This is a genomic window from Microbacterium sp. A20 (assembly GCF_004794515.1).
In the GTDB taxonomy this organism is placed as follows: Bacteria; Actinomycetota; Actinomycetes; order Actinomycetales; family Microbacteriaceae; genus Microbacterium.
Genome location: NZ_SSDF01000080.1, coordinates 80,110 through 93,386, shown reverse-complemented (window position 1 = coordinate 93,386; position 13,277 = coordinate 80,110). Strand labels below are relative to the sequence as shown.

Annotated in this window: 11 protein-coding genes; 3 read left to right on the top strand and 8 right to left on the bottom strand. The window is 69.1% G+C overall.

All coding sequences use genetic code 11. The annotated features are described in order from the left end of the window. The first annotated feature begins 45 nt into the window (after window positions 1-45). The 3 genes from DW298_RS11140 (at window position 46) to DW298_RS11130 (ending at window position 4,670) form a co-directional block, all read left to right on the top strand. Window positions 46-1,557: a methyltransferase gene (locus tag DW298_RS11140; protein ID WP_136042546.1), complete on the top strand. Its 1,512-nt coding sequence runs from the start codon at window positions 46-48 to the stop codon at window positions 1,555-1,557. Window positions 1,558-1,585: 28 nt separating this feature from the next. Beyond that, window positions 1,586-2,641, top strand: coding sequence for an LLM class flavin-dependent oxidoreductase (locus tag DW298_RS11135; RefSeq protein WP_136042545.1), 1,056 nt, complete (start codon window positions 1,586-1,588; stop codon window positions 2,639-2,641). Between the two features lie 79 nt (window positions 2,642-2,720). Continuing rightward, window positions 2,721-4,670, top strand: a complete 1,950-nt coding sequence (locus tag DW298_RS11130; RefSeq protein WP_136042544.1) for a carboxypeptidase regulatory-like domain-containing protein — start codon at window positions 2,721-2,723, stop codon at window positions 4,668-4,670. A gap of 100 nt (window positions 4,671-4,770) precedes the next feature. Here DW298_RS11130 and DW298_RS11125 read toward each other — a convergent pair whose 3' ends face one another. The 8 genes from DW298_RS11125 to DW298_RS11090 form a co-directional block, all read right to left on the bottom strand. After that, window positions 4,771-6,534 (bottom strand): alkaline phosphatase family protein, encoded by a 1,764-nt coding sequence (locus DW298_RS11125; protein ID WP_136042543.1) that lies wholly within the window; start codon window positions 6,532-6,534, stop codon window positions 4,771-4,773. 177 nt (window positions 6,535-6,711) lie between these two features. After that, entirely contained in the window at window positions 6,712-7,755 is a 1,044-nt protein-coding gene (locus DW298_RS11120) for an ABC transporter ATP-binding protein (RefSeq protein WP_136042542.1), read from the bottom strand. Continuing rightward, on the bottom strand, window positions 7,755-8,555 hold the full coding sequence (locus DW298_RS11115; RefSeq protein ID WP_240745109.1) for an ABC transporter permease: 801 nt from the start codon (window positions 8,553-8,555) through the stop codon (window positions 7,755-7,757). The genes DW298_RS11120 and DW298_RS11115 overlap by 1 nt, the downstream gene beginning before the upstream one ends. A gap of 2 nt (window positions 8,556-8,557) precedes the next feature. Next, entirely contained in the window at window positions 8,558-9,385 is an 828-nt protein-coding gene (locus tag DW298_RS11110; protein WP_136042540.1) for an ABC transporter permease, read from the bottom strand. After that, on the bottom strand, window positions 9,382-10,461 hold the full coding sequence (locus DW298_RS11105; protein WP_136042539.1) for an ABC transporter substrate-binding protein: 1,080 nt from the start codon (window positions 10,459-10,461) through the stop codon (window positions 9,382-9,384). Before DW298_RS11105 ends, DW298_RS11110 begins: the two co-directional genes overlap by 4 nt. A gap of 41 nt (window positions 10,462-10,502) precedes the next feature. Beyond that, on the bottom strand, window positions 10,503-10,973 hold the full coding sequence (locus DW298_RS11100) for a DUF3830 family protein (protein WP_017829890.1): 471 nt from the start codon (window positions 10,971-10,973) through the stop codon (window positions 10,503-10,505). Beyond that, the gene (locus DW298_RS11095; RefSeq protein ID WP_168429612.1) at window positions 10,970-11,728 is read right to left on the bottom strand and encodes a gamma-glutamyl-gamma-aminobutyrate hydrolase family protein; all 759 of its coding nucleotides are present in this window, start codon (window positions 11,726-11,728) and stop codon (window positions 10,970-10,972) included. Before DW298_RS11095 ends, DW298_RS11100 begins: the two co-directional genes overlap by 4 nt. Continuing rightward, window positions 11,725-13,215: an aldehyde dehydrogenase family protein gene (locus tag DW298_RS11090; protein WP_136042537.1), complete on the bottom strand. Its 1,491-nt coding sequence runs from the start codon at window positions 13,213-13,215 to the stop codon at window positions 11,725-11,727. The genes DW298_RS11095 and DW298_RS11090 overlap by 4 nt, the downstream gene beginning before the upstream one ends. Window positions 13,216-13,277: the final 62 nt, after the last annotated feature.

The window sequence follows — 13,277 nt, the reverse complement described above, 5'->3', positions numbered from 1 at the left end:
TGATTCTAGGAGGCTCCACGAAAGAGAACCCTGAAGACGCGTAGAGTGACGGCCGTGTCCGACACCCCCGCTCCCGTCCCCGACCCGCTCCGCACGGCCGCGCTCGCCGCGGATCTCGACGCCGCGGACCTCCGCTCCGAGCCGCTGCGGCGCCTGTGGGGCGAGGAGGCGGACGACGCACTCGCCCGCGGGATGCGGGAGCCGATCCTACGAGCCATCGACGGGGACTCCGGCACGCTCGCGACGCTCGGTCGTCTGCTCGTGCTGGGGATGCCGCAACCGCGCACGCACGTGGTCGAGGCCCTGCCGCAGCTGGGCGTGGACGGACTCGTGGCGCTGGGTCTCGCCGAGACCGACGCCGACACCGTGACACCGACGGCCCTGCTGCGACCGCAGTCGTTCGTGGATGCCGACGGGATCGGCGAATGGTGGATCGCGAGCGACCTCGACGAGGTCGCTCTCGACGGACCGCTGCCCGCGGACCACGTGCTCGGTGTCGGCGGAGCGTCGCGCACGCTCGCCGAGACCGTCGTCCCGATCGAAGTGGACCGCGCGCTCGACCTCGGCACCGGCTGCGGCATCCAGGCGCTCCTCGTCGCGCGACGGGCGGGCACCGTGGTCGCCACAGACATCTCGACGAGGGCGCTCGCGTTCGCCGAGCTCAATGCGCGCCTCAACGGGGTGACGAACATCGAGTTCCGTCACGGCAGCATGTTCGAGCCGGTGGCGGGGGAGGCGTTCGACCTGATCGTCTCGAATCCTCCGTTCGTGATCACCCCGCGCGTCGAGGGGGTTCCTGCGTACGAATACCGTGACGGCGGGCTCGTGGGGGATGCGCTGGTCGAGCAGTTCGTGCGCAGCGCCCCCGCCCATCTGACGCGGAACGGCATCGCGCAGCTGCTCGGCAACTGGGAGTCGAAGGCCGCGGTCACCGGGCTCGCTCGCCTCGAGGCCTGGGTGCCCGCCGACCTCGACCTGTGGGTGATCGAGCGGGAGGAACTCACGCCCCTGGGCTATGCGGAGCTGTGGATCCGCGATGGCGGCACCACGCCGCGCGACCCCGCTTTCACGCCGCTGCTGACCGCGTGGCTCGACGACTTCGCCGCCCGCGGAGTGACCTCGATCGGCTTCGGCTACGTGCTGATGCGTCGGGGAACGTCCGGCGAACCGCTGCGGCGCACCGAGCGCATCGCCCAGCACATCTCGAACGTCGGGGCCGCCTTGGCTACCGGTCTCGCGGCGCAGGACGTGCTCGCCGACGGGCTGCCGACGACGCTGGTGGTGGCTGCAGATGTCACCGAGGCGCGGCACCTGATGCCGGGCGACGACGATCCGAGCGTGATCGAGCTGCGTCAGGGCGGCGGCTTCGGGCGCACGATCTCGGTCGATCCTGCGCTCGCCGGCTTCGTGGGCGCGTGCGACGGCGAACTCACCGTGGTGCAGATCGCGGCCGCGCTGGCGGACCTGTTCGAGGTGCCGCTCGCCGACCTGTGGGCGGACCTCGAGCCCCGCATCCGCTCCCTCATCCTCGACGGCATCCTGCTGCCGGGGGAATAGTCCTCCGATTCATGCGTTGGAATAGATCATGAAGGCTTTCGGATTCCTCTCTTTCGGTCACTACGCCGACGTTCCCGGATCGGCGACCCGCACTGCGGGTGACATGTTGAAGCAGACGATCGAGATCGCCGAAGGCGCCGACGAGATCGGCGTGAACGGCGCCTCGGTGCGCGTGCATCACTGGGCACGTCAGGCCGCGTCGCCGATGCCGTTGCTGTCGGCCATGGCCGCGCGCACGAAGCGCATCGAAGTCGGCACGGGCGTGATCGACATGCGCTACGAAAACCCGTTCCAGTTCGCCGAGGAGGCAGCCGCCCTCGACCTGATCGCTGACGGCAGGATCGCACTCGGCGTGAGCCGTGGTTCACCCGAGACGGCGCTGCGCGGTTACGAGACGTTCGGCTACGTCGACGAGGAGGACCCGGAGCGCGGCAGCGTGCTCGCGCGGGAGAAGTTCGACCTGTTCCTGCGGGCGATCGACGGCGAGGGCATCGCTCCCGGCGACCCGCGCATGGTGGGTGCCGGTCGGTACCTCGCGATCGAGCCCCAGTCGCCGACCCTCCGCGACCACATCTGGTGGGGCTCGGGTTCGCGCGCCACAGCCGAGGAGACGGGGCGCAAGGGGCTCAACATGATGAGCTCGACCCTCGTGACCGAGGCTACCGGGCAGCCGTTCCACGAGTTGCAGCGCGAGCAGATCGAACTGTTCCGCTCCGCCTACAAAGCGGCAGGGCACACCGGCCGCCCTCGGATCTCGGTGAGCCGCAGCGTCTTCCCGCTGGTCTCCGACATGGACCGGGCGTACTTCGGGCTGCGCAGCGAGGAGAACGCCGATCAGATCGGTGTGATCGATGGCTTTCGCTCGACCTTCGGCAAGACGTACGCCGCCGAGCCGGATGTGCTCATCGAGCAGCTGAAGCAGGACGAGGCCGTGATGGCCGCCGACACCCTTCTTCTGACGATCCCGAACCAGCTCGGCCCGGAGTACAACCTGCACGTGCTGGAGGCGTTCGCGACGCACGTCGCCCCGGCGCTCGGCTGGAAGCCCAACACGGAGGGACCCGTTCAGGGCGACGCCGTCTGAGTGAGGCGCGCGCGGTCACCGGGCGCCTGTCGACGGGAATTCACTTCCCCGTCGATCGGTATACCAGTACTCTGACCGCATGCGTGCCTCTCGCAGAGCGACCATCGCCGGAACCATCGTCCTCATCGCCGTGCTCGTCGGCGCCCTTCCCGCCTCGGCCGCGACCGTCGCCTCCTGGGCGACCTGGCAGCCGCTCGTCGGTGTGGGCGGAGCCTTCACGACGTCGGTCCAGGTGGCGGCGAAGCCCGCGATCACCGCGACGGTCACCAGCGATTCACGCGGCGGACAGGTGGGAGTGATCAGCGGTGCCTCGACCTGGCTGTCGGAGGGCACCGCGATCGGGGCGAAGTACGGCTCGAGCAGGGACCAGCCGTACCTGAACCTGCGCCCCCGGGCCGACAACGCCACGAGTCCCTCGACGACGACCTACTCCTTCGCGACGCCGACCCCGACCTCGGGATGGGCCTTCGCGGTCGGAGACATCGACGCGGACTCGGTGCGCATCCACGCCGTCGCCCCCGACGGACACGTGCTCGACGCGACGGAGATCGGGCTGCGGGACCGGTTCAATTACTGCGCCCCGGGGATCGTGGGCAAGCCGTCGTGCACGGGTGCTGCCGATGACGTGCCGAGCTGGGATGCCACCACCCTCACCCTCACCGGCAACGCGGCGGCCCTGGACACCAGTGGCGCGGCGGCATGGTTCGAGCCGAGCACGCCGATCAGCTCCCTCAGCCTGATCTTCACGCGCCGCTCGGGACTGCCGGTCTATCAGACCTGGTTCGCGTCGATCGCCCAGGACGTCACCGGCACGGTCACCGACACCGGCGCCCCGGTGGGGGGGATCCCGCTCACGCTGACCGATGCGAACGGCACGGTTGTAGGAACCACGACGACCGCTGCGGACGGAACGTACTCCTTCCCCGGGTTCGTCGCCGCTGACGGCTACACCGTGCGCGTGACTCCGCCCGCGGGCAAGATCTCGACCGGGCCGACCACGGTCGCCGCGAACCTGAGCGGCGGGGACGCCGTCGCCGACTTCGGACTGCGCGACATCGTGCCCGTCGCGGTCTCCGGAACTGTGACCGACACCACCGGCGCCCCGATCCCCGGGGCGACCGTGACGATCGACGGGCAGACCACCACGACGGATGCCGACGGGAGCTACCTGTTCGACCAGGTGGCGGTCGGGACGCATCCGGTTTCGCTCACGACCCCGCCCGGGTACACCATCGCCACCCAGCCGTCTCCCGTGACGGTTCCGGGCGGCAGCGAGGTCCCGATCACGGACGTCGACTTCGTGGTCGCCGAGAACGCCGACCTGCGAGGCACGGTTCGGTTCGACGGGACGGGTGTGGCCGGTGTGACCGTCACTGCGGTCGCTCCGGGAGGGGCAACCCTCACGCGCGTGACGGATGGATCGGGGGCGTACTCGTTCCCCCGCCTCGCTGCCGGTGACTACGCGATCACGATGACGACGCCCGCAGGGTTCGTCGCGACGTCTCCCGTCACGCGGAACGAACAGGTGGCCGCGGTCGACGTGGAGAACGTGGACTTCGAGCTGGCGCGCCTCGGCGCCATCGACGGAACCGTGCGCGACGACGACGGTGCCCCCGTCGCGGGAGTGGTGGTGACGCTCACCGGACCCGGCGCCCCGCAGCAGCTCACGTCCGATGCGGACGGCTCGTTCGGGCTGGGCGCGCTGCCGCCCGGCACCTACACCCTCACGGTGGTTCCTCCGACGGGCACGAGCGTCGTCGGCTCGCCGACGCGCACGGTCGTGATCACCGCCGCCGGTGACGTCATCGCCGAGCAGGACTTCACGCTCGCCGCGGATGTCGTCGTGGTGCCGCCGGACCCCACGGACCCGCCGGACCCGAGCACTCCGCCGGCCGGCGGAGGGAACGATGCGTTGCCCGCCACCGGGTTGGGGCCCGAGGCGCTGGCCTGGGCCGCAGGCGGTGCTGCCGTTCTCGTGCTCGGCGCGACACTCCTGATCCTCGGCCGCCGGCGCTCCGCGCGGAAGTAGCCGCCGGCGCTCCGCGCGGAAGCAGCCGCGACGGAGATCCGCCCCTGCGTCGCACGTTTCCTGGGAATCGTGCGACCGCAGGCGAAGAGTGCGACCGCGGTCAGCTGCCCTTCGCCGGGCCGAAGAGCTCTTCTCCGTGCTCGTGGAGGAGCTTGTACGCGTCGGCGAACGTCTCCGGCTCCTTCTCCCCGGGCTTGCCGTAGCGCGCCAGAAGCAGCCCGAGCAGCCCGCGAGCCGGCGGCGTCAGCGGCTTGAGGTGCTCCTTGAGATCGGGTTGCGGCACCGCCTCCTCCGGGTTCGGCGGCGTATAGGAGGGCTTCGTCGTCGGCCAGTCGGCCGGATGCCGGGGTTGATCCAGATTCACCACGTTGAACAGCGTGTTGGCCGAGGCGTCCCGGTCGTTCAGCGGCTTCAGGCCGTGCAGACGCGAGAGCGTCGCCGTGACCGAGCCGTGGTGCATCTCGTCGTGGATGATGGTGCCGCGCTTCGTGTACGCCGACACCGCGATGGCTGGGACGCGGCATCCGAGTCGATCGAAGGTGAACCCCATCTCGCCCGCTCCGGTGTCTTTCGTCGGCTTCGTCGCCGCGGGCGGCGGCAGGTGGTCGTAGCATCCGCCGTGTTCGTCGAAGGTGATCAGCAGCAGGGTGTTGACGGCGTTCGACCCGGTCGGAGACGCGCTCGTGCGCACCGCCTCGTAGATCTCGTGGATCAGCAGATCGCCGGCGCGCACGTCGGAGATCGCACTGTCGAAGACCTCCTCGCCCTCGACGAAGCTCTCGCGGGGTGAACCGAACGGCGGGTGGAAGTCGTTGTGGTCGTAGACCATCCGCGGCTCGATGAACGCATAGGCGGGGAGCTTCCCGTCCTTCACATCGGCGTAGAAGTCCTCCATCGTGCCGAAGTGGTCCGTACGCCAGTACTTCTCCAGCACCGGTGCATGCAGCATGCCCGTGAAGGAGACGAGCTGGAGCTTGTCGATGTAGATCTTCCAGTCGAGCTTCTTCTCCTCGAGCCGGTTGAACACGGTCGGGGCTGCGGGCGCATCGATCCACTTGTCGTAGCCGCCGCCGGCCTGGTTCGTCACGAAGCCGTGCGAGGTGGAGGCGTGGAAGAACGAGCGATTGCAGAACGTCTGCGACGGGACGGCGGCGTACCAGTGGTCGAAAACCGCGAACTCGGCAGCGAGCGTCGACAGCACGGGCAGCATCGCGGGGGAGAAGGAGCCCATGATGTGCTTCGCCTCGTCGACGGTCGGCTCCTTGCCCTTGCGCAGGCGGCGGAAGTTGATGATGTAGTCCTGGAGGAATCCCGACATCGACGCCTTCTCGCCGTTGGTCGGCGCGTTGTACGGCGCCTCCATCTGGTCGACGAAGAGCTCGGCGTTCGACTTCGGGTCCACGGTTCCGAAGATCTGGGTGTTGACGTGCGGATACTCCTCACCCGGATCGGGGTCGGGGTGGCTCATGATGCGATCGGTCTCACCCTCGTAGACGTGCGCCTCGACCACCGTGCCGTCGGAAGCCGTGTTGCTGTGCGTGCCGAACGCCAGGCCCTCGAACTTCTCACCCGCCGGGAGGTTCTCCTTCGAGTACAGATACCCGAGGAGGTTGTCGAACGAGCGGTTCTCGCCCATCACGACCACGATGTGGTCGAACCCGGGTTCGCTGCGCGGGGTCAGCGCGGCGAAGGGGTCCGGCTCGTCGGCGAACCCGTCGCGAGCACCGGCCGCGACCGACGCTCCGATCGCCGCACCCCCCGCGCCGCCGACGACCGCGCCCGCGAGGGCCGCACCGCCGATCTTGAAGAAACCTCGGCGCGAGGTGTCGGGTGCGGGGGAGGAATGCACGTCATCGTCGGCCATGCCGCGATCCTATGGCTGTGCCGCCCCTCGCGCCCAGGCTCCCGAGCTCCCGACACAGCTTCGGAGATCGCGGCCGACACGCCGCACCGAGCCGGCCGCCTGCGGCGTGTCGCGGCGGAACTCCGAAGTTGTGCACGGACGGCGGTACGGACGGCGGTCGGGTCGGATGCGGCCGCACTAGGCGGCGGCGATCCAGAGCACGGCGCCCTCGCGCCAACCGAGACCGGCGGTACCTTCGGGGATCGGGGCCTCATGCCGCGGTCGCACGACTCTCATCCGCTTTCCGGCGAGCTCGACGATGTAGACGATGTCCGCTCCGCGATAGACATGGGCGACGACCTCGACGCGCACCGGGGCGTCCGCGCCGACGGTGGGGGACAGGTGCAGGTCCTCCTGGCGGAGCACCACCTCGCCTCCGCCATCCGGCCCGGCACCGGACAGCGGCACACGGATGTCGGTGCCGTCGATCGTGGCGACGGCACCCGAGCGCGTCGCCGCGAGCAGGTTGGCCGCCCCGATGAAATCTGCGGCGAACGGAGTGCGCGGTGCGCCGTAGAGCTCGGCCGGTGCACCCTCCTGCTCGATCACACCGCCGTTCATGAGCACGATCCGGTCGGAGAGGCTCATCGCCTCCTCCTGGTCGTGCGTCACGAACACGGTGGTGAGTCCGAGCGTGCGGTGCAGCTCCTTCAGCTCGACCTGCATGTCTTCACGCAGCCGGGCGTCGAGGTTCGACAGCGGCTCGTCGAGGAGGAGCACGCGCGGCTCGAAGGCGATGGCGCGGGCGAGTGCGACGCGCTGCTGCTGACCGCCCGACAGCTGTGCCGGCATCCGATCGGCGAGGTGACCCATCTGCACGCGCTCCAGGGCGCGCACGGCCAGCTCCTTCTGCTCGGCCTTGGACTTCTCGCCCGACATCCGCAGCCCGAAGCGCACGTTCTCGGCCACGCTCATGTGCGGGAAGAGCGCGTAGCTCTGGAACATCATGCCCAGGTGACGCTTCTCGGGCGGCAGCTTCGTCACATCCTGACCCGCGATCTCGATCGTGCCGCCGCTGGGCGACTCGAGGCCCGCGATGCAGCGGAGGAGGGTCGTCTTGCCGCAGCCGGAGGGGCCGAGGAGGGAGACGAACTCCCCGGACTGCATCGAGAGGTCGATGCCCTTGAGCACCTTCGTCCCCTTGAAGTCCTTGGTGAGTGAGGTGATGGTGAGTGTTGTCATCAGACGAACAACCTTCCCAGGCCGATGATGCGTTCGAGCACGATCATGAGGACGACGGTGAGCAGGACCATGAGAGTCGAGACGGCCGCCACGGTGGGCGACGTGCTGAACTCCAGCTGGCCGTAGATGGCGATGGGGAGCGTCTCCAGCTGCGGGGTGCGCAGGAAGAGGGCGATGACCGCATCGTCGAACGAGATGTTGAAGGCGAAGAACGCGCCGGCGGCGATGCCGGGGCGGGCGATCGGGAGCACGACGAGCCGGTAGCGGTTCCAGGTGCTGGCGCCGAGGGTGCGCGCCGCCTCCTCGGTGAAGTGGTCGGCACGGGTCATCACGCCGGTCACGGTGCGCATCACATAGGGGATGGCGATGACGATGTGGATCGCGATCAGCACCCCCACGTTGGGCGAGCCGATCGTGAGCGACGCGATGGAGAGGGCGCCGATCGCGAGGATGATCGTGGGGATCGTCAGCGGCGACATCAGCAGCGCCTGGATCGCCGCCCCGCCGGGAACTGTGAAGCGGGTGAGGGCGAGGGCGGCTGCGGTGCCGATCGCGGCGGCGAGGATGGCGACGGTGATGCCGACGAGCAGGCTCAGGCGGAACGGCTCGAGGTAGGTGTCGGAGGTGAGTGCCTCGACGTACCAGTCGAGCGTGAAGCCCTGCCCGGGGAAGGTCAGGAAGCGGTTCTCGCCGACCGAGGCACCGGCCACGACCATGAGCGGCACGAGCATGTACAGCGTCACGACGACGCCGAGGACGATCGCGAGGATTCTGCCGAGGAGGGGAACGGAACGGACCATGGTCACACCTTCTGCTTCCCGAGCCGGGACGTCGCTGCGAGCACGAGCATGACCCCGGCGAACAGCAGCACGGCCTGCGCGGCCGCGAACGACCAGTCGAGGTTGGTGGTCGCGTCGACGTAGATGGTCTGCGCGAACACCGGGATCTGGGCTCCACCGATGAACCGGGGAGTGATGAACGAGCTCACCGACAGGACGAAGACGAGCGAGGCACCGGCGACGATGCCGGGAACCGCGAGGGGGAGGACGACGTGCCGCAGCGTGCGCCAGAAGCCGGCGCCGAGGGTGCGGGACGCCTCTTCGAGCTGCGGGGTGATGCCGGAGATGACGCCGAGGATGCTGAGCACCGCGAACGGGAGGAGCACCTGCACCATGGCGATCACGACGCCGGTCTCGGTGCCGAGGAAGCCCTGCGTGCCGCCGACGAGGAACTCCGCGCCCGGGATCTGCATCATGAGTCCGGAGGGACCCATCAGGACGACCCAACCGAACGTGCGGACCACGACGCTCGTCATGAGCGGGAGGATCACGACGATGAGGAGGAAGGAGCGCACCTTGGAGCCGGCCCTGGCCATGACATAGGACAGGGGGATGGCGATCACGAGCGTGATCACCGTCTGGATCACCCCCAGGCGGAGCGAGCGCAGCGCCGCCTGGAGGTGATAGTCACTCGTGAACAACCGGGTGAAGTTGTCGAGGGTGAACCCGCCTGCCGACGATTGCACGCTCGAGAGGAGCATGCCGGCCACCGGTGTGACGAAGGCGAGCGCGAGCAATGCGATCGCCGGCAGGAGCAGGAGCCAGGGCTCCCTACGGGTTCGGACGCTCATTTGGTGATCAGCGCATTCCACTCGTCGGTCCAGGACTGACGGTCGGCTGCGATGTCGCCGGGCGCGTAGACCACGACCGTGTCGAGCTCGTCACCAGTGAGGACCGCATCCGCGGCGTCGTCGGAGAGCTCCGCCTTGGTGTTCACCGGCGAGTACCGCATGTTCTCCGCGAAGACGGCCTGCGCTTCGGGGCGCAGCTCGAAGTCGATGAAGAGCTTCGCGAGGTCGGGGTTGTCCCGGCCCTCGACGACGTTCGCCGTGATGAGGGAGGCGGTGGCGCCCTCCTCGGGAACGATGAACTCGACCGGGAGACCCGCGTCCTGCAGGGTGCCGGCGTAGTCCATCGCGTACGGAGCGATCCAGGTGTCGCGCTGCGCGAAGGCGGTCTGCAGGTCGGGCGAGGTCGGGACCACGATGGCGTCGCCCGACGAGGCGAGTGCTCCGAGGTCGGCGATGGCCTGGGATGGGTCGTCGATTCCGCCGCCGAGCGCGTCGGCGATACGGAGCATCGAGAGCACGCCGTACGTGTTCGAGAAGTCCGTGAGGGCGACGTGGCCGGCATACGCCTCGTCGAACAGGTCGAGCCACGAGGTGGGCGCCGGAGCATCAGCCTCGGTGTTGTAGACGAGTCCGATCGGTGCGAGCTGGATGACCGGGCCTTCGCCGCGCTCGAGCCCCGCGGTCGCGAGGTCGATCAGGTCACCGGACTCGGACAGGTCGTCGGCCGCGATCGGGGCGATGAGACCGTCCTGAGCGGCCGTGAACTCCTGGCCGCCCGAGAAGTGCACGACATCGATCTGCGGGCTCGCCTTCTGGGCGGTGACCTGTGCGAGGGCGTCGGCGCTGTACAGCGTGATCAGCTCGACCTTCGCACCGGTCTCCTCCTCGAAGGGATCGACGACGGCCTCGATGAAGGCCTTCTCCCAGTCGCCGCCGAAAGAGGTGACGACGATGGTCTCGCCGGCGAACTCCTTGTCGCCGGAGGATGCGGTGTCGTCACCGGATGCACAGCCGGCGAGGACGAGGGCGCCGGTGGCGACGAGCGCTCCGGTGGTGAGGATTCTTCGGGTATTCATGCACTGCTCCTTCGGGATGGGTCCAGCACTGAGTGAACGCCTTAGACCAGGCGTCCGATGGTGAGCTGCTTCGCTCCGTCGATGCGGATCGCGGCGCTCTCCTTGGCGAATTCCGCGAGTCCTTCGGTGATGCCGCCCCAGATGTTGACGGGTGTCCATCCGAGCGGGCCGAGAGTACGGGCACCACGATCGTAGAAGACTCCGATCTCGTACCACTCGAACGGCAGGCCGCCCATCTGCATGGGACGCTGCCAGTACCACTGCAGGTCACCCGGTGCGGGCACGACCTGCTGGTTCTCGAACGGCACCTTCTCGGGGTCGAAGTTCTGGGCCTCTTCGGGAAGGCCGACCATGACCTCGGGTCCGGCGTACATCGCGTGCATGGCCTGCATGGTGACCGGCTTCTCCAGCGCACCCCACATGGCCTCGCAGGTGCGAGGGGCGAGGTCCTCGAACAGGGTGGCGACGGCGCGGACGCCGTTCTCGTACTCGAGGAAGACCTGCTTGGTCATCGTGTTCCTTTCTCTGCAGCGGGGTGTTCCGCTGCGCGTTCACGGGCGGCCGAGACGAACGCCGCGAACAGCGGCATCTCCTCTGCGGCCTCATCGGGAGCGATCATCTTCTCGGGGTGCCACTGCACCGCCCAGAAGGGCCAGTCGTCGTCGGCCTCGACGGCTTCGACGATGCCGTCGGGCGCCCAGGCGACCGGTCGGAGGCCGGGGGCGGGGACGTCGATCGACTGGTGGTGGATGGTGTTCACGACGCGCTCGCGTGTGCTGTAGAGCTCCGCGAGTCGGCTGCCCTCGGCGATCACGATCGGATGCCGGGCCTCGAGCTGCTGGTCGGCGCCGCGTACGGGTTGGTGATCAGCGGTCGTCGGGATGTCGACGATCAGCGATCCTCCGAACGCGATGTTGCTGACCTGGAGCCCGCGGCAGATCGCGAGAACCGGGATCCCGCGGTCACGGGCTCCGCGGGCGAGTGCGATCTCGTAGCCGTCGCGTGAGGCGTCGTAGCCCTTCCCCTCTTGCGGCTCGGCGCCGTACCGCGCGGGATGCACGTCCTCTCCGCCGGAGAGCACGAGTCCGTCGAGGCGGTCGAGCACCTCGTCGACACCGGCGGTCGGCGGCAGCAGCGCCACGGCGCCGCCCGCTGCCTCGATGGGGGCTGCGTACTCCGTGCCCAGGCTGTGGGCGGGGCGACCGTTGCCGAGATCGGTGTCGATGAACCGGCGCCAGGTGGTGATGCCGATGAACGGGCGCGTCACGAGAGCTCGATCCAGGTGGTCTTGAGGTCGGTGAACTTCTCGAGGGCGTGCAGGCTCTTGTCGCGGCCGAAACCCGATCCCTTGACGCCGCCGAAGGGGATCGTCATGTCGCCCTCTTCGAAGCAGTTGACCCAGACGACACCGGCGCGGAGGCGACGCGAGAGCGTGTGCACGGCGTTGAGGTCTGTGCTCCAGAGCGCGGCGGCGAGGCCGAACTCGGTGCCGTTCGCGATCTCGAGGGCGTCTTCCACGTCGTCGTACGCGATGACCGACAGCACCGGCCCGAAGACCTCGCGCTGCGCGACCTCGTGGTGGGGCGTGACGCCGAGCACGACGGGGGCGAAGTAGCTGCCGCCGTCGACGGCCCGGAAACGTTCGGCGCTGCCGGCGGCGAGCTCGCCGCCCTCGGCCTGCGCACGCTCGACGAAGCCGGCGATCCCCGCGAGCTGTCGCTCGCTGACGATGGCGCCCATCGAGGTGGTGACGTCGAAGGGGTCGGCGGGAAGGCTCGTGCGCGCGACCTCGGCGGCGATCTCCAGTGCTCGCTCATGCTGCGAACGCGGCACCAGCAGGCGGGAGGATGCCGTGCACATCTGCCCCTGGTTGTAGAAGCAGCCGTCGGCGGTGGCGCGCACGGCCCGTTCCAGGTCGGCATCCGGCAGCACCAGGCTCGCGGTCTTGCCGCCGAGCTCGGGCCAGACGCGCTTGCCGTTGGAGGCGGCCGAGTAGCCGAGGAATTTCCGGCCGACCTCGGGCGAGCCGGTGAAGGTGACCACGTCGACGTCGGGGTGTTCGCCGAGTGCGCGGCCGGCGACCTGGCCGGTGCCTGGCGTGACGTTGAGCACACCGGCGGGGATGCCGGCTTCGACCGCGAGCTCGGCGAGGCGCAGGGCGGAGAAGGTGGTGTACTCGGCGGGCTTGAGCACGACGCTGTTGCCGACCGCCAGGGCGGGGGCGAGCTTCCAGGCCGTCATGGTCAGCGGGAAGTTCCACGGTACGACGGCCGCGACGACACCGGCCGGTTCGCGCGTGACGAGGGCGAGGCTGCCCGGTGCGGTGACCGGCATCTCGTCGAGCACCTTGTCTGCGGCCTCGCCGTACCAGCGGAAGCAGTTCACGACCGCACGCATCTCGGTCTGCAGCGCCTCGCGGATGGGCTTGCCCATCTCGAGCGAGATGGTGAGCGCGAGCTCTTCGGCGTTGTCGTGGATCTTCTGCGCGAAGGCGATGAGCAGCTGGCCGCGCTCACGGGGTGCCATGCGCGACCAGACACCGGAGTCGAACGCGGCGCGAGCCGAGCGGACGGCGCGGTCGACGTCGGCGGCGGAGGCGGCGGCGATCGGCGGGAGCGTACGACCATCCCGCGGGCTCACGGGAGTCAGGGGCTCGGCCGAGCCCGCCTCCCACGCGCCGTCGATGAACATGCGCGTGTGCAGGGGCAGCGTCGTCGCGCGGTCCGCCCAGTCGTCTCCCGTAGCCGTGAACACGATCGTCCTCTCCAGGGGTGTTGGCCCTGGAGAGGATACTCGCCCTATTTCGCCACTAGGTC

Excerpts from the sequence above, each read along its gene's own strand:
- DW298_RS11130 (WP_136042544.1), top strand. The coding sequence starts at position 2,721 with ATGCGTGCCTCTCGCAGAGCGACCATCGCCGGAACCATCGTCCTCATC.
- DW298_RS11115 (WP_240745109.1), bottom strand. The coding sequence starts at position 8,555 with ATGGTCCGTTCCGTTCCCCTCCTCGGCAGAATCCTCGCGATCGTCCTC.
- DW298_RS11110 (WP_136042540.1), bottom strand. The coding sequence starts at position 9,385 with ATGAGCGTCCGAACCCGTAGGGAGCCCTGGCTCCTGCTCCTGCCGGCG.
- DW298_RS11105 (WP_136042539.1), bottom strand. The coding sequence starts at position 10,461 with ATGAATACCCGAAGAATCCTCACCACCGGAGCGCTCGTCGCCACCGGC.
- DW298_RS11125 (WP_136042543.1), bottom strand. The coding sequence starts at position 6,534 with ATGGCCGACGATGACGTGCATTCCTCCCCCGCACCCGACACCTCGCGC.
- DW298_RS11135 (WP_136042545.1), top strand. The coding sequence starts at position 1,586 with ATGAAGGCTTTCGGATTCCTCTCTTTCGGTCACTACGCCGACGTTCCC.
- DW298_RS11100 (WP_017829890.1), bottom strand. The coding sequence starts at position 10,973 with ATGACCAAGCAGGTCTTCCTCGAGTACGAGAACGGCGTCCGCGCCGTC.
- DW298_RS11120 (WP_136042542.1), bottom strand. The coding sequence starts at position 7,755 with ATGACAACACTCACCATCACCTCACTCACCAAGGACTTCAAGGGGACG.